Raw genomic sequence first — 15,410 nt, forward strand, 5'->3', positions numbered from 1 at the left:
TTCCCTCGCGGTCGGCCTACCACGAGGGAGTCCTCATGGACCTCGACGGGGTTACCACGTTCCACATGCGCAAGAAACGGTCGGGGTGGGTGCCCCCTGGACCGCGGGGCGGTGATGTCCACCCGGTCAACCCTTGCTCCATGACCGGCACCTGCCGCTTCTCAACGGCCAGCCCTATACCCCGCCTGATATCTCCCACCGGCGAGGGTCCACCTAACGCGGCATCACTGAGGGTTCACTGCATTCACCCGTCCGACCTTCCCCTCGCCCGTAGCTCCCGGATGGAACAGGAACCCTTCGGCTTCCATTCGAGCTTCGCACCCTGCCGTTACCAGCAACGCACGTCGAAAGCGGGGACAGCTTGTTGGACACAAAGCCGGGACTACACCTCCGACATAATCAGACCTCCATATCGGTGCATCCACTTGACGCATGCGACATCGTGTCGCAAGCAGGGGACGTGGTTGATCACCAGGGTGGCGGTGGTGATGCCGTTGAGTCGCATGTGGACGGCCAGTTTCATCTCGACGTCGGGGGCGCGCAGCGGGACCCTGCGCCCGGGCAGGGAGCGGAAGTAGTCCACCGCGGCGGTGTACTTGTCGTCCTTGCCGCTGGTCTCGGCGTGGACGAGGCCGTCGTCGGCGACCCACCGGCCGTGGGTCTTAGGCGTCGGGGCCCCGGGTTCACGCTGATCAACGGTGACGACGTCGGCGGGCAGTTCCGCGCGGGCACTGGTGAGCCAGTCAGCGGATGACGGCGCGGTGGGCTTGCCAGGTGGTGTGGTGCGTGCCGGGACGAGAGCGCCGCCGTGGTGGCGGACCGCGGCGCGCAGACGTTCCTCGAGGAGATCGATCAGGTTGTCGAGGTCGCGCAGGTGCTGCTCGGCGTCGCCCAGCGCGTGATGGATGGCTGTGGCCCGCGCGGCGTCGCCCAGCAGGTGCTCGACGTCGGCCAGGACAGCGGTCACCTCGTCGGCGAGTGCGACCACTATCGCGTGTGCGCGTTCGGCCGTTATGCCAAGTGCGGCGAGGCGAGCGACATGCGCGTTGATGGATGTCCCGCCTTGGGGGCGGGTCATCGGAACGAGGAGGTGATCGCCCGCCGCGTGCCGTCGTCGATCGGCACGCGTGGGCGTCGCGGTCTGATCAGCACTGGAGGTGACTGTCGCGCATCCGGCCGCGACGATGCGGAGCCTGGGGTGAGCCACCACCGGGAGCGTGACGCCCCGGCGTGGTCGCGTTCGGTGTCGTCGGCCATCGATACCGCGCCTCCTTCACCGCCTTTGGCCCGTCGCCGTGATCATCGCCGACGCGGCCGAGATCGTCTCGTGTCCCCGGCGCCTTCGCCGACCACATCATTCCGGGCGCGAACGACCGTGTGTCTGGCTTCCCTTCCGCCGCGCCTGGGTTGGCCGCGTGGGCGGCCTGGCTTCTCCACCATCGTGCGGGGTGGGGATCACGGTTGCACCGGGTCGTCGCCGCTGTTGTGGGTGTCGGGTGGGGGTGTGGTGTCGGCGGGCGGGGTGGGGGTGTTGGTGGGGAGGTGTCGGTGTTTGCGGCGGTGGTGGAGGGTGGCGCCGCTCGCGGTGAGGACGCCGCCGCTGGTGATCCAGCCGGGCAGGGTGGTGGTGAGCCAGTGGGTGATGGCGCCGAGAGGTAGGGCGTTGGCTGCGGTGGCGATGCCTGTGATGAGGATGGTCAGGATGATCGCGGCGGTGATGATGGCGTCGCGGCGGATGGAGTCCTTGGTGACCCAGCCGTCGATGATCTCCCGCCATTCCTTCGCCCGGGGGCCGTGGCCGGGTTCGGGTTCGGGGGTGGGGTCAGCGGTGGGCGGCGCATTGCGCATGGGCGTCGCCTCCGTCCTGGTGGGTGGTGCGGGTGAGGTAGGCGGCGGTGAGGGCTTGGGCGAGTCGGAGCAGGGAGTCGTTGGCGCGGCGTCGGGCGGTGCGGGCTTCGCGTTCGATGTGGTCGGCCAGTGCGTCGAGGCGGCCGGTGAGGGTGTCGAAGCGCTGCCTGCGGTACGAGCGGCCTCCGGCTGTCGCGTTGCCGAGGTTGAGGGCGACCAGAGCGGGCAGGATCACGTTCTCGGGGAACTCTTCCGCGGTATTGAGCAGGGCTTTGCACAGGGCGGTGCGCGTGGTGTGGGTGTCCAGGCCGGGTGGGATGTCGCACACGGCGAGCAGGACGGCGTCGAGGCGCAGGTCCACGGCGTGGACGCCGGTTCCCTGGCAGAGCTTGGCCAGGTGGTCGCGGATCCTGTCGGTGAGCAGGGTGGTGTTGACCTCGAGGGTGTGGCGGTCGGGGGTGGGGATCACCACGGTGATCGGTCGGGGCGCGGGGTCACCCCCGGCGGCGGGTAGACCGCGGCTTCCGGGGTGGTGTCCCCGGGAGATGCGGCTGTCGACGATGACGTTGTCCTCCGACACGACGCTGGTGGCGGGCTCGCCGAGCAGGCGACCCCGAGCGGTGAGCCAGCGGTCGAGGTCGGGAAGGGCCTTGGCGGCGGCGAGCAGGGCCCGCAGCACCGTGGCGGTGGGCGGGCCGTCGACGCAGGCCAGGGCGCGCTGCACGGTGGTGTTCGGTATCCCGGTGCGCTCGGCGATGCGGCGTCGGGAGGTGGTGCCGAGGGTGGCCAGCAGCAGCGCGGCGAGTTGGCGGCCGAAGCCGGGCAGGTCGCGGATGTCCTCGGGGGCGGCGTCTGTGGGCAGCTGTTGTTGCTCGGCCTTGGCGGCCGACCACAACCGGCGCAGCTCGGCGACCTGCTCGCGGTCGCAGCCGGGTTCGTAGCCGCGGGTGAGGGTCGCCCGGGTGGGCATCGCCTGCCCGGACTCGGCCAGATGCAGCGTGCTAGTGGAGATCCCGGTGTGGTGCGACAACCGGTCCAGGCTGTACCCGAGGTGATCACGGCGGCGGCGCAGCGCCAGGACCAGCTCGGTCAACCGGGGACCGGCGGTCGGGTCGATCGGGCGCCGGGCACGGGCGCCGTCGAGCCCGCCGGGGGCGGGCGACGGTTGCGGGGTGTGCTTGTTCACGGCAGGCGTCCAGGGGTCGGGCAGTCACGGGTCAGGTCCACCGGGCGCGCCCTGCCGGGCCCACCCGCGCGGGGACCCTCGGTCATCTGCTCGCCCGTTGGCGCGGGCGAGCAGATGAAATGAGAGTCCCCCACCGTGCATTTTGCCCCTATCCAAGTCCAAGAACAACATCTCCGTCGGCGCGGGAAATCCCGGAAATGAACCACTCGATCCGAGCGGCCTGGCGGAAATCAGCCTTTCTCGTGGTGGCGTTCCGCTATGGCCGGAACGTGAGCCGGGACGTCCGGCTGGCGTACCGATCCGTATGACCTGCGTACCAGACGAGCGCTTGATGTGCTGTCTGACATGCGGGTTCGACTTTGTCAGGGTAGTGTCCGCGAACTGTCAACCTTAATGCGCTGCCGCGAATGACGCTTTCCGAGGAAACTTGCCGCGTAGCCGCTGGATTCTCCCGAATAGGGACAGATCCACGCGAACGTCTACTAGGGCGGGTTTCATGGACCGTCTGGGAAAGGCAGGTGTTCATGGGTCGGGCAATCACGGGTCAGGTCCGGACAAGCCTTCCGAGACGCCCCCGGGGCAGCACCGTTGGCGCGGTCTGCCCCACCGCCGCACGACGGACCGGGGGTAACCCCGGGTATCCCCCGGGACCCGATCCGTCGTGCGAACGCTCGGCCGCCCCTGTCAACCAGCCGCTCTGGACCACGGGAAGCAACCCGCCACGCACCGCGACGGCCACCTACGGCGAATCCCCGACAGTCCATGTCCAGTGACTACGTCGCCCGAGCTCGTCGTTCACACCCTGCAGAGGATGCCTGACGTCTTGGGCGTGGTTATCCGGTGTGCTGCCCAGGGTATGGAGGACTGACAGGTGGGGTGTGGGCACCAGCGCAGGGCCGCGGGGTGGTCTAGGTGCTCTCGTGCGGCGTCGAGGACCAGGCGCAGCTGCTCACGGAGATGCTCCTCGATCGCCCGCCGGGCGTGGAAGTCCCGGGTGTAGTCCATGCCGCGCACTCCGCACGCGGAGCGGTCCGAGGCCGGATCTGGCGGATGCCCAGCGCCCATCACCCGCAGCGCATTTGGTCAGGGGTTGCCGAAGGCGACGGCGTGGTGGTCGCTGCCGTGGGTGGATAGGCGGGTGGTGGTGAAGGTGGTGGCCAGTGTGCGGGAGGTGATGAGGTAGTCGTAGATGTGGGTGCCGTGGGTGGGCTGGGTGGGGGCGTAGGCGGTTTCGGTGCCTTGCAACGCGGGCTTGGTTTTGGGTGGGGTGAGGTTGTAGTCGCCGAGGACGAGCCAGGTGCCGCCTGCGGTGCGGGCGGCGGCGAGGAGGTAGCCGACGTTGAACCCGAGGGGGTCGGCACTCATGTGGGCGCTGTAGACGGTGTCGCCGGTGGACAGCCGTAGTTGGAGCAGTCCGCGGTCGCCGTTGTCGAAAGTGGCGGTTTGGCGGGTGGGCAGGTAGTCCCAGCCGGTGACGTTGACGGTGTCGGGGTCGACGACCAGGGCCAGGTTGTTCTTGCCGTCGTGGATGGCAACGAAGTAGACAACGCGTTTGTAGTCGTCGCCGTCGTTCCAGCGGCAGCGTCGGGCGGGGCGCCCGCCCTTGGTGGCGGTGCCGCAGGAGTCGAACAGGGGAGTGTTGTCGATGAACCCCAGCGTGCCGGGTTCCTGCAAGGCCACGATGTCGTAGTCCTCGGCGAGGTCCTTGACTCCGTCGGCCCACTTGTCGTTGTTGCTGCCCTGCATGTTCCAGGTGGCGTAGGTGTAGGCGTTGGGATCAGCGGAGGCCGTGACCGCGCCGCAGACCCCGGCCACCACCGCCAGCACCGCGCCGACCACACCGGTTCTCCACCTGTACCGCATCCTGGTCTCCCCACACCGACGGATTCGTGCCCGCCCAGCGTGGCCACTGCTTCTGTGTCCCACAACGTTTCCCAGGCGCGCTCCGCCGGACGCAGTGGGTTCTCACCACATCGGGGCCCGACCGCTCACCCACAGCACCCTTACCGCACCGCTCGGGCGCGCTGCGGCGACCCTCGGTCGGGTGAGCCCGCCGATCGGGGGAAGAGCAGGGCATGGCCGGGATTCCCCCACCGGGGACGCGGTCATGGTGGTCAGCAGATGGTGTTGGGTGGGCACGGCGGGGGGGATGGGTTCCCTGGTGGGTGTTCGAGTCGTTGTGGTGGTCGGTGCTGTGGTGGCAGGTCGGGTCGTGGTGGTGGGGTCGAGGTTGCTGCGGCGCGGGTGCGTTGGCGGTGATCGCCGGGATGACCGGGCGGGCGATGTTGTGGAGCCTTCCCCGTACATCTCGACCCGACTGCTTGATCACCTCGCGCCCCTCCAAGAGGAAGCCCGCAGCCACGCCGACCATGGCGACGTCCGCGACCTCGCCCACCAGGTCGCCCTGCTCCGCATCGCGGCGTGACGACCAACGCTCGACATCAATAGCTGAGAACGCGGTGAACTGTCTGGATCGAGGGCCAGAACATCGACGTGCTCGTTTATCAGACCCACATGGTCTGATGCGAACCTCCGTCGTGACATCCGCACCTGGTTCAGCATCGCGCCCGTGGTCCGACAGGGCTCGCGCTGGTCCTCACAGTCGTGTCGCCAGCGTCGGCGCCCGCACCGCGCCGGAAAGGTGGACCACCAGGAACGCCAGACCGAGGCCGATGTCCCCCAGTCGGAGGTGTCGCTCGACGGCGGTGACGAGGATCAGCCCGTGCAGCAGGCCGGACCGGGCGTAGCAGGCGAGCTGCTGTTCGATGGCGTAGCGGCCGTTGTCCCGTGCCTTCACCTCGATGCCGACCGGCCAGCGGCCAGTTGTGCGCAGGTCGATTCGCCCGAAGATCCTCAGTCGGGCCTCGCGGGTGGTGGGGATGCCTGCGTTCGCCAGCACGCGCTCCAGGTGCCTGACCATGCTGGCCTCGTCGTAGTAGCGGAACGGTTGGGCCGCGAGGATCGGGCGCACCAACGGGTCGAAGGCGTTCTTCAGGGTGTCCCGCCGCAGAGACCACTCGACCGGCGAGCCCACCGCCCGGCCGCTGTTCCACGGTCGGCGCGTCGTCACGTACCGACCGGGCCGGTGGTCCCGGAGGACCAGCAGGCCCCGCAGTCGTGGGCCAGTACGGCCGGGGCGACCTCGAAGCAGTCCTTGCCCACCAGTTCGTGCTCGTCCGCAGTGCACACCCCGCCAGCGAGGTCGCGCTCCTCCACGCCGTCGGCGTGTTCGACAACCCGGGCGGCCGAGCAGAGCCGGCCCGCCCGCGTGCGGTCGCCGCACTCGGAAAGGTCGTCGAGGCCGAGATGGCCGTTCTCGATGTCCTGGAGCAATCCGCGCGGCTGCCGAACTCCCTGCCCGCCGGGGAGCAAGGGACCGCGCGGCGCGGAGGGGCTGTGCAGCGCGCATCCGCCGCGCCCGCCCCTGCCCGTGGTGTGGATGCCATGGAAGCTGATCGTGACGCGCGCCGGAACCATGCCCGGACCGGACACCGCACCCGGCGCGGGGTAGACCCATTCGGCTTCGGGCTCGACCAGCAGCCCATCCATCGCGGTCCGGTCTCCGGCGGCAGGCAGGCCCCAGCCGCGCCCGGTAAGGACGTCGTGCGGTTCGGAGATCGCGCTGGCCAGTAGATCACGCCCGTGCCGCCACGCCTCGATCTCCTTCAGGCGATCCACCAGCCAGTCGTCACGGGTACGCCGCGCCAGTGCGGTGGAGGCGTCGACCAGCGGGTTCGCCGCGACCGTGTCGCCTAGGAAGAACCCGGCGAGCATCACGACCGCGGCCCGCCCGGTGATGCCGATCTTGGTGGCCGTCAGGGTGTCCGGGAACCGCTGGGCATCGGCAATCGCGGACGGGGGAAAGACCCACAGGCTGGTATCGGCCTCCTCGACCCAGCCCCGAGCGGATAGGACGTCGGTGACCAGCACGCCGACGCGCGCTATGGGCCGATTCCGCCCGGCACGCTGCCGCCTAGCGCGTTCGGCCGCCAGACCGCCGCGGCGCGTTCCCCGAGTCTTGGACATGGCACCGCATGGTGGAGGACGAGCCTGCACGCGAAGCACACCCACATGCCCCCGTCACCCCATCGAGCGGAACATCGACCCGGCACCGGCCGTCCTGCACACGGCTCCCGGCGTGCCCAGTGCAGCGTGAGGTGCGCGGCCAGGTCAGCCCCGGCGCATGTCGGGCGGCAGGGTGAGGCGGTAGTCGTGGGAGTCACCCTTACCGCGGTTGGCCAGCAACCCGTCGTCGACCGCCAGCGAGGACAGGTAGTCCATCATCGCCATCGCGGTGAACCGGTCGTAGACGCCGCGATGAACTGTTCCCCAGCGTCGGTGTCGGCCAGCTCGGGAGCCAAGTGCGCGGTGAAAAACTCCTCTTGGTCGAAATCCGCGAGCACCCCGTCCGCGTCGGCCGCGTCGGCGAGCGCCTCGACCAGAACGAGCTTGACCAACCCGCGCACGCGGTTCTGGTGGACCACGTCGCGGAACTGGTCGGGCGTGGCGAACACCGAGCCCGGTTTGGCGTGCAGGGCCTCGTTCCACGCCTCAAGGGCGGCCGGCTGGAATGTCATCGGTCGGTACTCCCTGCCGTCGGCCGCCACGAGTGGCGGCGGGGGTACCGATCCTCGCTGATCCGGTGATCGACAGCTCTTGCACCCCCGGGGCGGCATTCGACAAACGGTCGACGACGTCACCACCGAACTCGGACAGACCAACCTGGCACAGGCGGGCGGCCCCTGGCGGCCCACGAGCTTGCCCGAGGTCAACGCCGTGCTCGACCGCTGGTGCGTCAGCGCCGCCTTCGGCTGAGCGACCCGCCGTGCCACACCACGACAATCGCCCTGTTCGACCCCCTCAAGGCCACGTTCGACACCACCGGAACACAGGTCGCCTACGCCGATCCCGGCAGGCTTGCCCGCATCAACGGCGTGTGATTCGGCGACAGGGTCGAAACTGAGATCGAACCCGTGGCCCTGGCGCCCGGCCGACGCAACCCTCCCGAATCACCGCCGAGGCGACTCTCTGCCTGGTCGCCACAACCGCCAGCGGCGACCCCCAGCGAGCCGTGGCAGGACTCTACGCATTCATCGGCACCGCCGCCACCGCCGTGGCCGAGTTCGACCCGCGCACCGTTCCCGGGCTCATCGACGTACGGCCGATCAGCGGTTCCGTTGCCACGGCGAGATCGATGACGGGGTCACAGCCGCCACCGCCGATCTCGTGCTGCGCGTGCGTGCGCACGCTTTCATCTAGTGGTTCCGACCGCCCTCTTGCGGACGACGGGGCGTGGCCGAATTGGCAGCTGCATTGTCGATCGCACGAGCTACGGGCACGAGACGATTCCGATATTCTCCCCTTCGTTAAGTACATCGTCGTTGACGTAGCCGAAAGTCTGGGAACTTCCGGCGGTTTTTATTAGGCTCCACGCCTGCGACAATCGGCCTTCCTCTTGCAGGAACTCGTCAAACGATTCCAGAAGCCCGGAAAACATGTGCGCGCGATTTTTGTACCGCTCTCGCCAGCTCTGTGCAGCACTTCTGTCGGACGCATTACTCGGTAAAGCGATACTAGCGGCACTGTCATTAATGACCAGGTATGCCATATTCAAGGATGTCATCGAGGTCCGCATCTTCTCGATGTCGTTTGTAAACTCGGCGAGATACTGCTCGCGCTGAGCAGGGTCAAGGATGTCGTATTTTTGAGCAAGCGCCTTCAGGTTGTTGTCAGTACGATGCATGGCGTCGATGCTGATCCCCGCTTCCGTGAGGTGGTGTCGACATACCGCATTGATGTCTGCAGCCCACATCTCACGTGTGCGGACAGGTGCGGCACTGATCGTCGTACTCGGAGCGGAACGCTGCGAGGTAGGTGTCGATACTAGCGGAGCCACTTCCACACGCGCGCGATCGGGATTCTCTGAAGTCTCCGGCCAGATCCAGTTCGCGTTGAACATAACGACAAAAGCCGACAATGCGACAGTCGCCATTCGAACAGCGGCCCAGCCAAAGGTGTGGTTGTTCGCTCGCCTCCTCCAGGCAATGATGATGCCGACGAACATCGCGGCTACCACGCACCCGACCCAAATTACCTGCGGGCCACCGTCGACAACCAGCGATACAATTTGAGACGTGTCTGAGATAAAGCTATAGATGGACATCATGACTATGGCTAGCGTAGTCGCCAATAAGCGCCGCGCTAGCTGAGAAAAGGTGGCGTCAATCCGTCCGCCGCGCCCCGTGTCTTCGTCATTGTTTTCATCGACCATGCCGTGTGACTATACCGTCGAGGCATTCGAGTCATTGAGCGACTTCCTGTCACCCCTTTTGCCCACAACGTGGCGGGCGACACCTACTTTTGGTAGTCATCTTTGCGCGGCCGACCCGACCATTGACTCGATTGTCCTACGACGAACGTTGGGTTGACTCGTCCGAATCTGTCGACCGTCGCTAAATGGCCGCCGTAGATAACGAGGCCATCGCCTCTACCGCGATCGCGCCTCAGTGATCGCAGGGGATTGAGTGGCGCTGGTGCGCGCGAACTTTGCGTGGCGCTCAGGCAGTGTTGGCACGGCGGCGACTGCTGCCAAAGTTGGGGCACCGCGCGTGGTTCCGCTGGACGGGGCGCAGGTGCGTTGATGCAGCGCATGCCGCCGCCGAGGAGGTGTTGCCGTGCGCCCGGGGTATCGGCACGTCGGCAGGCTCCCGTTGAGAGGAGTCCGAAGCCGTCTGCGCTTGCCCGAGCGGCCTGGACTCTCCTGGTCATCACTCGACACTGTGTATCGTCGAGCCAGGCGTTCGCCGTCGATCGGTCACCGCTACAAATAGGCGTATGGAACACATATGGACAGAGATCGGGTCTTGCGCGGGTGGTGCCCGCTTCGAGTTGGAGCTCCGCGGCTCAACCGCGAGGGTCTGCCTCATGGATGCCGACAACTACCAAGCGTACCTTGACGGGGACGAGTATGAACTGTACGGCGGGTTTTGGGAGACGAGCCCCGTCGCCTTGGAGGTGCCCTACGACGACTACTGGTACCTCGTCATCGACAGCTACTCAGGCCGGATCAAATACTGGCTCAACGGACCCTTCGACTGAACGCTGGGCAAACACATCGTCCCGCAGAACTGACTTTGTGCCGCGGTGGTGTCCGACGGGTCCGTTACGACTCGCACGTTGGCTCAGGTCAGGGTAGGTCCGAGTGTGGCCCTGGACGCCGGGGTCCCAAGGCAACTCGGTCATCACGTTCGCGTTCCGCGATGTCGAGGGGCAGTGGTGGCGATGCGTGGGCGGCGACGAGCCCGATGTAGCACGAGGTATCGGCCGCCAACTGGTGGGTCCACTCCGCTGACGAGCCCGGCCCCGGGGTCTGACGCCACTCGCGCGGCACGTGGTCAGGGGTTGCCGAGGGGCGTCGGTTCCGAAACCTAGCGGTTAGCCGCCTCACGGCACGACACGACGAAATCCGCTCAGCGAGAGCGCCGACCCTCGAGCCCCGCACGCCCCGATGTCAGCATCGACACGCCACAGCGCCAGTCGCTGGCTCCGCAGGTTGAACCTCCACTGACCTGCACCGACGGTACTTAGACACGAAAAATCGCCGACCACGCTGCGCAACTGGCGCCATGTCGGCTAATCTAACCCACATGCACACGAACATGTCGCACGTGTGCTACGTCTCGGTGTCCGAGGGGGGACTTGAACCCCCACGCCCGTTAAGGGCACTAGCACCTCAAGCTAGCGCGTCTGCCATTCCGCCACCCGGACTCGCGGGGACCAGCCCCGCGTGGTGTGGGCATACCTTATCCGATGCTGTGGGACGGTCCCAAACCGGGGCTGTCACCGGTGGCGGGGAGTGGTAGGAAGGCGGGGTGAGTGAGCAGAAGAGTGCGTTGGCCGAGTCCCATGACACCTTGGTGGCTGAGGAGGAGGCGGTCGCGCTTACCAGTGAGTTGATCCGGATCGATACGACCAACACCGGGGATCCGGCGACCGTGGTGGGGGAGCGGGCGGCGGCGGAGTACGTGGCCGAGAAGCTCGCTGAGGTGGGGTACGAGACCACCTACGTGGAGTCGGGGGCCAAGGGGCGGGGCAATGTCATCGCCCGGTTGGCGGGGGCGGATCCGTCGCGGGGGGCGTTGTTGGTGCACGGGCACCTGGACGTGGTGCCCGCTGATCCGGCGGAGTGGTCGGTGCACCCGTTCTCGGGGGCGGTGCAGGACGACTACGTGTGGGGTCGTGGCGCGGTCGACATGAAGGACATGCTGGGGATGACCCTGGCGACCGCGCGGCGGTTCAAGCGGGACGGGATCGTGCCGCCGCGGGACCTGATCTTCGCGTTCCTGGCCGATGAGGAGGCCGGGGGCGAGTACGGGGCGCAGTGGCTGGTGGAGAACCGGGCCGACCTGTTCGAGGGGGCGACCGAGGCCATCAGCGAGGTGGGCGGGTTCTCGATCACCGTCAAGGACGGCGTCCGGGCGTACATGATCGAGACCGCCGAGAAGGGCATCGCCTGGTTGCGGCTGCGGGCCAGGGGGCGGGCCGGGCACGGGTCGATGGTGCACGAGGACAACGCGGTCACCAAGCTCACCCAGGCCGTCGCCCGGTTGGGGACGCACAAGTTCCCGGTCGTGCTGACCGACTCGGTGAAGGAGTTCTTCGCCGCGGTCACCGAGCTCACCGGCATGGAGTTCGACGAGGCCGACCTCGACGGGTCGGTGGCCAAGCTCGGTGCCGTCGCGCGCATGGTCGGCGCCACGCTGCGGGACACGGCCAACCCGACGATGCTCAACGCCGGGTACAAGGCCAACGTGATCCCGTCGGTCGCCGAGGCCGTGGTCGACTGCAGGGTGCTGCCGGGGCGGCGGGAGGCGTTCGAGCGGGAGCTGGACGAGATCCTCGGCCCGGACATCGAGCGCGAGTACATCACCAACCTCCCCTCGGTCGAGACCACCTTCGACGGCGCCCTGGTCGACGCCATGACCGCGTCCATCATCGCCGAGGACCCGGGCGCGGTGACGCTGCCGTACATGCTCTCCGGCGGCACCGATGCCAAGTCGTTCCAGTCCCTGGGCATCCGCTGCTTCGGCTTCGCACCGTTGCGCCTGCCCGCGGACCTGGACTTCTCGGCGCTGTTCCACGGGGTGGACGAGCGGGTGCCGGTGGACGCGCTGAAGTTCGGCACCCGGGTGCTGGACCGCTTCCTGCGCAGCAGCTGACCCGTGGCCGCGGCGGGTGGCGGTCAGAACGTCGGGGTCGTGTGCCTGCCCTCCGCGGCCCACCAGGCACGGAAGTGCGCGTTGCGGGCGCCGTGGTCGTGGTACAGGGTGACGACCTCGGCGGTGATCTCCTCGATGTGCGCGCCCACCAGGGTGTCGGGGCGGTAGACGACCCGCAGGCGCTGGCGGAGTGGGTTGTCGGTCAGCGGGCGCAGGGTGATGCTGCCCGCGATGTCGCGGCCGGTGATGAGGGCGGGGGCGAGGGCGGCTCGGGTGGCCACCAGGTCGTGGGCGGTGGGGGCGAAGAGGACCTCGTGCTGCTGGTCCATGCTCACCCCGAAGCGGTGGCTGGTCTGGCTGAGGTACACCGGCCACTGGCTCATCTGCGGCGGTTCGTCGACCCACGGGTACTCGGCGAGGGTGTCCAGGCGCAGGGTGTGCTCGGCGGCCAGGGGGTGGGTGGGGGAGAGCATGACCAGGACCGGTTCGTCGCGGACGACGACCTGGGCGCGGACGCTGTCGTCGAGGCGGTGGCTGAAGCCGGGCCACTCGTAGACGACCGCCAGGTCCAGCGCGCCGTTGGTGACCATCTCGATGCTGGCGCGCGGGTCGGTCTCCTCGGTGAGCCGCACGCCGGGCACCCACGCCCTGCCCGCCAGCCAACGGCTCAGCGCGAGGTGCACGAACCCGGCGTTGCCGCCCACCCTGGTCGGCGGCGCGGTGCGGTGCCTGGCCTGGGACTCGGCCCGGCTGCGGATGCCCTGCAGGCCGCGCAGCACGGCGCGGGCCTCGGTGAGCACGTTGTGGCCGAACGGGGTGGGGCTCGAGCCCCCCTCGGCGCGGAAGAACAGCTGTCCGCCCAGGCTGTGCTCTATCCGCTGCAACTGGCTGGTCAGCCCGGGTTGGGACAGCCCGAGGACCTTCGAGGCGCGGTTGAGGCTGCCGGACTCGGCGATGGCCACGATCACGCGCAGGTGGCGGATCTCGACCTCCATGTGTTGTCTCCGTCCGCAGGGCAGGGACGCCACCCGCCGAGGTCCGGTCGGCACGGCGCACCCCTGGCAGGAACGGCCGCCTCCGCCAGCGCGCACCCCGCCGCAGGCGCGGGGCGGCGGATTCACCGCTCGCCGAAAGAAAGAGCGGTCGGTCGGACCGCCGGTCCACTATAGGGCCGGTCGCCGCACAATGGTCTATCCCACTTTTGCATAGTCGCCCGCTATAGCGGCAGCGGGTCGGTTGCGCGGTATTGCGGTGGCGTGAATGTCAGCCTTGGGTCAGTTTGCACGAAACTTCCCAATAGCTGATCGATCTGGCCGAGCACGTCGAGGTCGAGCGCCACCCCGGCGGCGCCCGCGTTCTCCAGCACCTGCTCCGGCCGCGACGCCCCCACCACCACGGTGGCCACCAGCGGGTTCTGCAGCACCCACGCCAGCGCGAGCTGCGCCATGGTCAGCCCGCACGCGGCGGCGATCCCGCGCAGCGGCTCGATCCGGGTGAGCAGGTCGTGGTGCAGCAGCGGCCAGACCAGCGCGCGCGACAGTTCCCCGCCCGCGGCACGGGAACCGGCCGGGAACACCCCGTCGGCGTAGCGGCCCGCGAGCACGCCCTGGGCCAGCGACACCGCCGCCAACTGCCCGATCCCCAGCCGTTCGCAGGCCGGGATCACCTGCGATTCCGGGACCCGCCACAGCATCGAGTACTGCGGCTGGTTGCCCACCAGCGGGACCCGGTGCCGCTCGGCCAACCCGGCCGCTTCCTGGATCTGGGCCGCCGTCCACTCCGAGGTCGCGACGTAGTGCACCTTCCCCTGCCGCACCAGGTCCGACAGCGCGACGAACGTCTCCTCCAGCGGGGTCCGGTAGTCGAACCGCAGCAGGTGGAACAGGTCGACGTGGTCGGTGTCGAGCCTGCGCAACGACCCGTGCAGGGACGCGAAGAGGCTCTTGCGGCTCAACCCGCCCGGTTCCTGGCCGTTCTCCCGCGGCCAGTGGACCCCCGTGCTGATCACCACGTCGTCGCGTGGCGTTCCCACCAGCCCGCGCGCCAGCGACTCCTCCGCGGCGCCACGCCCCCAGGCCGCGGCCGTGTTGAACAGCGTCACCCCCGCCCGCACCGCGGTGCGCACGCACTCCTGCGCGACGTCACGGGTGTCGTGGGTGAGCCAGTTGCCGAACCCGATCTCGCTCACCACCAGGCCGCTGGCCCCCAGGTTCCGGTACCGCACGGCGTCATCGCCCCCCGTTCGGCGCGGCGGAACGCACCGATGGCAACCCCGCCACCGTCTCGCGCAGCCACCCGTCGGGGTCGGCCGCCTTGCGCGCGTACGCGTCGCCCGCGTCGGCGTGCGGCAGGATCAGCAGCGCCTCCTCGGCCATCGCCGTGACCACCGCCTCGGCCACCTCCTCCGGTTCGATCAACGGACCCATGGCCACCACCGCGTTCGCCGCCGGGTGGTTGGCGCGCACACCGTCGACCAGGAACGGCGTGCGCACACCGAGCGGGCACAACGCGCTGACCCGGATCCCGCGCGTGCGGTAGGTCACCGCCAGCCACTCCGCCAGCGCCACCGCCGCGTGCTTGGTGACCGAGTAGGGCGCGTCACCCGGCAGGCTCAGCAAACCCGCGCTGGACGCCGTGATCACCAGGTAGCCGTCGCGGGCGGCCAGCATCGTCGGCAACGCGGCCTGCGCGGCGTAGACGTGCTGCAGGACGTTGAGGTCGAACGAACGCCGCCAGTGCTCGTCGGAGGCGTGCACGCCGGTGCCGAACGCCACGCCCGCGTTGCTGCAGAACACATCCAGCCGTCCGTACTCGGTCAGCGCCACCTCGACCAGTGCGCGCAGGTCGGAGCGCGACGCGGCGTCGGCGCGCCTGGCGACCGCCCGCCCACCCGCGGCGGTGATCGCCGCGGCCACGGCGTCCGCGGCCCGGCCGTCGACGTCGGACACCACGATCCCGCGCGCGCCCGCCGCGGCGAACCGGGCGGCCATCGCCGCGCCCATCCCGTGGCCCGCACCGGTGAGCACGGCCACCCGGCCGGTCAACTCCATGGTCGTCCCCCCTCGCGCCGCACCTGCGGCGATGTCGGCTCCCGCCGGGCGGCGAAAGCCGCCGCGGAATGCGTTCCGATCGATCGACGCTAACACGGTCCCGAGCGC

16 protein-coding genes and 1 tRNA gene are annotated in these 15,410 nt (G+C 68.8%); 4 read left to right on the top strand and 13 right to left on the bottom strand.

What is annotated here, in order from left to right; genetic code table 11:
- Window positions 1–382 precede the first annotated feature (382 nt).
- The 4 genes from BMY07_RS32415 to BMY07_RS32435 all read right to left on the bottom strand — a co-directional run bounded on the left by BMY07_RS32415 (window position 383) and on the right by BMY07_RS32435 (window position 4,897).
- Entirely contained in the window at window positions 383–967 is a 585-nt protein-coding gene (locus tag BMY07_RS32415) for a DddA-like double-stranded DNA deaminase toxin (RefSeq protein WP_218150860.1), read from the bottom strand.
- Between the two features lie 488 nt (window positions 968–1,455).
- Window positions 1,456–1,848 carry a hypothetical protein gene (locus BMY07_RS32420; protein WP_092786997.1) on the bottom strand — a complete coding sequence of 131 codons (393 nt, stop codon included), beginning with the start codon at window positions 1,846–1,848 and terminating at the stop codon, window positions 1,456–1,458.
- Window positions 1,823–3,034 (bottom strand): helix-turn-helix domain-containing protein, encoded by a 1,212-nt coding sequence (locus BMY07_RS32425; protein WP_092786999.1) that lies wholly within the window; start codon window positions 3,032–3,034, stop codon window positions 1,823–1,825. Before BMY07_RS32425 ends, BMY07_RS32420 begins: the two co-directional genes overlap by 26 nt.
- Window positions 3,035–4,117: 1,083 nt before the next feature.
- Window positions 4,118–4,897 carry an endonuclease/exonuclease/phosphatase family protein gene (locus BMY07_RS32435; RefSeq protein WP_092787003.1) on the bottom strand — a complete coding sequence of 260 codons (780 nt, stop codon included), beginning with the start codon at window positions 4,895–4,897 and terminating at the stop codon, window positions 4,118–4,120.
- A gap of 286 nt (window positions 4,898–5,183) precedes the next feature.
- Here BMY07_RS32435 and BMY07_RS32440 point away from each other — a divergent pair, with 286 nt between their 5' ends.
- Window positions 5,184–5,459, top strand: a complete 276-nt coding sequence (locus BMY07_RS32440; protein WP_143073751.1) for a hypothetical protein — start codon at window positions 5,184–5,186, stop codon at window positions 5,457–5,459.
- Between the two features lie 171 nt (window positions 5,460–5,630).
- Here the strand turns inward: BMY07_RS32440 and BMY07_RS32445 are convergent, their stop codons facing one another.
- The 3 genes from BMY07_RS32445 to BMY07_RS32455 all read right to left on the bottom strand — a co-directional run bounded on the left by BMY07_RS32445 (window position 5,631) and on the right by BMY07_RS32455 (window position 7,611).
- Window positions 5,631–6,104: a hypothetical protein gene (locus tag BMY07_RS32445; RefSeq protein WP_143073752.1), complete on the bottom strand. Its 474-nt coding sequence runs from the start codon at window positions 6,102–6,104 to the stop codon at window positions 5,631–5,633.
- Window positions 6,101–6,964 (bottom strand): hypothetical protein, encoded by an 864-nt coding sequence (locus BMY07_RS32450; protein WP_092787009.1) that lies wholly within the window; start codon window positions 6,962–6,964, stop codon window positions 6,101–6,103. The genes BMY07_RS32445 and BMY07_RS32450 overlap by 4 nt, the downstream gene beginning before the upstream one ends.
- Window positions 6,965–7,314: 350 nt before the next feature.
- A complete protein-coding gene (locus tag BMY07_RS32455) occupies window positions 7,315–7,611 on the bottom strand; it encodes a hypothetical protein (RefSeq protein WP_143073753.1) in 297 nt (98 codons plus the stop codon).
- A gap of 213 nt (window positions 7,612–7,824) precedes the next feature.
- Here BMY07_RS32455 and BMY07_RS34710 point away from each other — a divergent pair, with 213 nt between their 5' ends.
- Complete coding sequence (locus BMY07_RS34710; RefSeq protein WP_177215930.1) at window positions 7,825–7,974, top strand: hypothetical protein; 150 nt, start codon at window positions 7,825–7,827, stop codon at window positions 7,972–7,974.
- 142 nt (window positions 7,975–8,116) lie between these two features.
- On the opposite strand, the gene BMY07_RS34715 is transcribed toward BMY07_RS34710, so the two are convergent.
- Window positions 8,117–8,281 carry a hypothetical protein gene (locus BMY07_RS34715; RefSeq protein ID WP_177215931.1) on the bottom strand — a complete coding sequence of 55 codons (165 nt, stop codon included), beginning with the start codon at window positions 8,279–8,281 and terminating at the stop codon, window positions 8,117–8,119.
- An 82-nt stretch (window positions 8,282–8,363) separates the two neighbouring features.
- Entirely contained in the window at window positions 8,364–9,305 is a 942-nt protein-coding gene (locus BMY07_RS33980; RefSeq protein WP_143073754.1) for a hypothetical protein, read from the bottom strand.
- Between the two features lie 563 nt (window positions 9,306–9,868).
- Between BMY07_RS33980 and BMY07_RS32460 the strand changes: the two genes are divergently transcribed.
- The gene (locus BMY07_RS32460; protein ID WP_092787013.1) at window positions 9,869–10,132 is read left to right on the top strand and encodes a DUF1883 domain-containing protein; all 264 of its coding nucleotides are present in this window, start codon (window positions 9,869–9,871) and stop codon (window positions 10,130–10,132) included.
- A 585-nt stretch (window positions 10,133–10,717) separates the two neighbouring features.
- On the opposite strand, the gene BMY07_RS32465 is transcribed toward BMY07_RS32460, so the two are convergent.
- A tRNA-Leu gene (locus BMY07_RS32465) sits at window positions 10,718–10,801 on the bottom strand.
- A gap of 104 nt (window positions 10,802–10,905) precedes the next feature.
- Here BMY07_RS32465 and BMY07_RS32470 point away from each other — a divergent pair.
- Window positions 10,906–12,252, top strand: coding sequence for a M20/M25/M40 family metallo-hydrolase (locus BMY07_RS32470; protein WP_245782787.1), 1,347 nt, complete (start codon window positions 10,906–10,908; stop codon window positions 12,250–12,252).
- 23 nt (window positions 12,253–12,275) lie between these two features.
- Here the strand turns inward: BMY07_RS32470 and BMY07_RS32475 are convergent, their stop codons facing one another.
- The 3 genes from BMY07_RS32475 to BMY07_RS32485 all read right to left on the bottom strand — a co-directional run bounded on the left by BMY07_RS32475 (window position 12,276) and on the right by BMY07_RS32485 (window position 15,302).
- On the bottom strand, window positions 12,276–13,247 hold the full coding sequence (locus BMY07_RS32475) for a LysR family transcriptional regulator (RefSeq protein ID WP_092787015.1): 972 nt from the start codon (window positions 13,245–13,247) through the stop codon (window positions 12,276–12,278).
- 221 nt (window positions 13,248–13,468) lie between these two features.
- Entirely contained in the window at window positions 13,469–14,476 is a 1,008-nt protein-coding gene (locus tag BMY07_RS32480) for an aldo/keto reductase (RefSeq protein WP_092787017.1), read from the bottom strand.
- Window positions 14,477–14,480: 4 nt separating this feature from the next.
- Window positions 14,481–15,302: an SDR family oxidoreductase gene (locus BMY07_RS32485; protein WP_092787019.1), complete on the bottom strand. Its 822-nt coding sequence runs from the start codon at window positions 15,300–15,302 to the stop codon at window positions 14,481–14,483.
- Between the last annotated feature and the right edge of the window lie 108 nt (window positions 15,303–15,410).

This window comes from Actinokineospora terrae, from assembly GCF_900111175.1.
Classification (GTDB): domain Bacteria; phylum Actinomycetota; class Actinomycetes; order Mycobacteriales; family Pseudonocardiaceae; genus Actinokineospora; species Actinokineospora terrae.

Bases quoted from the DNA above. Each gene is read 5' to 3' on its own strand.
- BMY07_RS32420 (WP_092786997.1), bottom strand. From the start codon at position 1,848: ATGCGCAATGCGCCGCCCACCGCTGACCCCACCCCCGAACCCGAACCC.
- BMY07_RS32435 (WP_092787003.1), bottom strand. From the start codon at position 4,897: ATGCGGTACAGGTGGAGAACCGGTGTGGTCGGCGCGGTGCTGGCGGTG.
- BMY07_RS32440 (WP_143073751.1), top strand. From the start codon at position 5,184: ATGGGTTCCCTGGTGGGTGTTCGAGTCGTTGTGGTGGTCGGTGCTGTG.
- BMY07_RS32455 (WP_143073753.1), bottom strand. From the start codon at position 7,611: ATGACATTCCAGCCGGCCGCCCTTGAGGCGTGGAACGAGGCCCTGCAC.
- BMY07_RS33980 (WP_143073754.1), bottom strand. From the start codon at position 9,305: ATGGTCGATGAAAACAATGACGAAGACACGGGGCGCGGCGGACGGATT.
- BMY07_RS32460 (WP_092787013.1), top strand. From the start codon at position 9,869: ATGGAACACATATGGACAGAGATCGGGTCTTGCGCGGGTGGTGCCCGC.
- BMY07_RS32475 (WP_092787015.1), bottom strand. From the start codon at position 13,247: ATGGAGGTCGAGATCCGCCACCTGCGCGTGATCGTGGCCATCGCCGAG.
- BMY07_RS32485 (WP_092787019.1), bottom strand. From the start codon at position 15,302: ATGGAGTTGACCGGCCGGGTGGCCGTGCTCACCGGTGCGGGCCACGGG.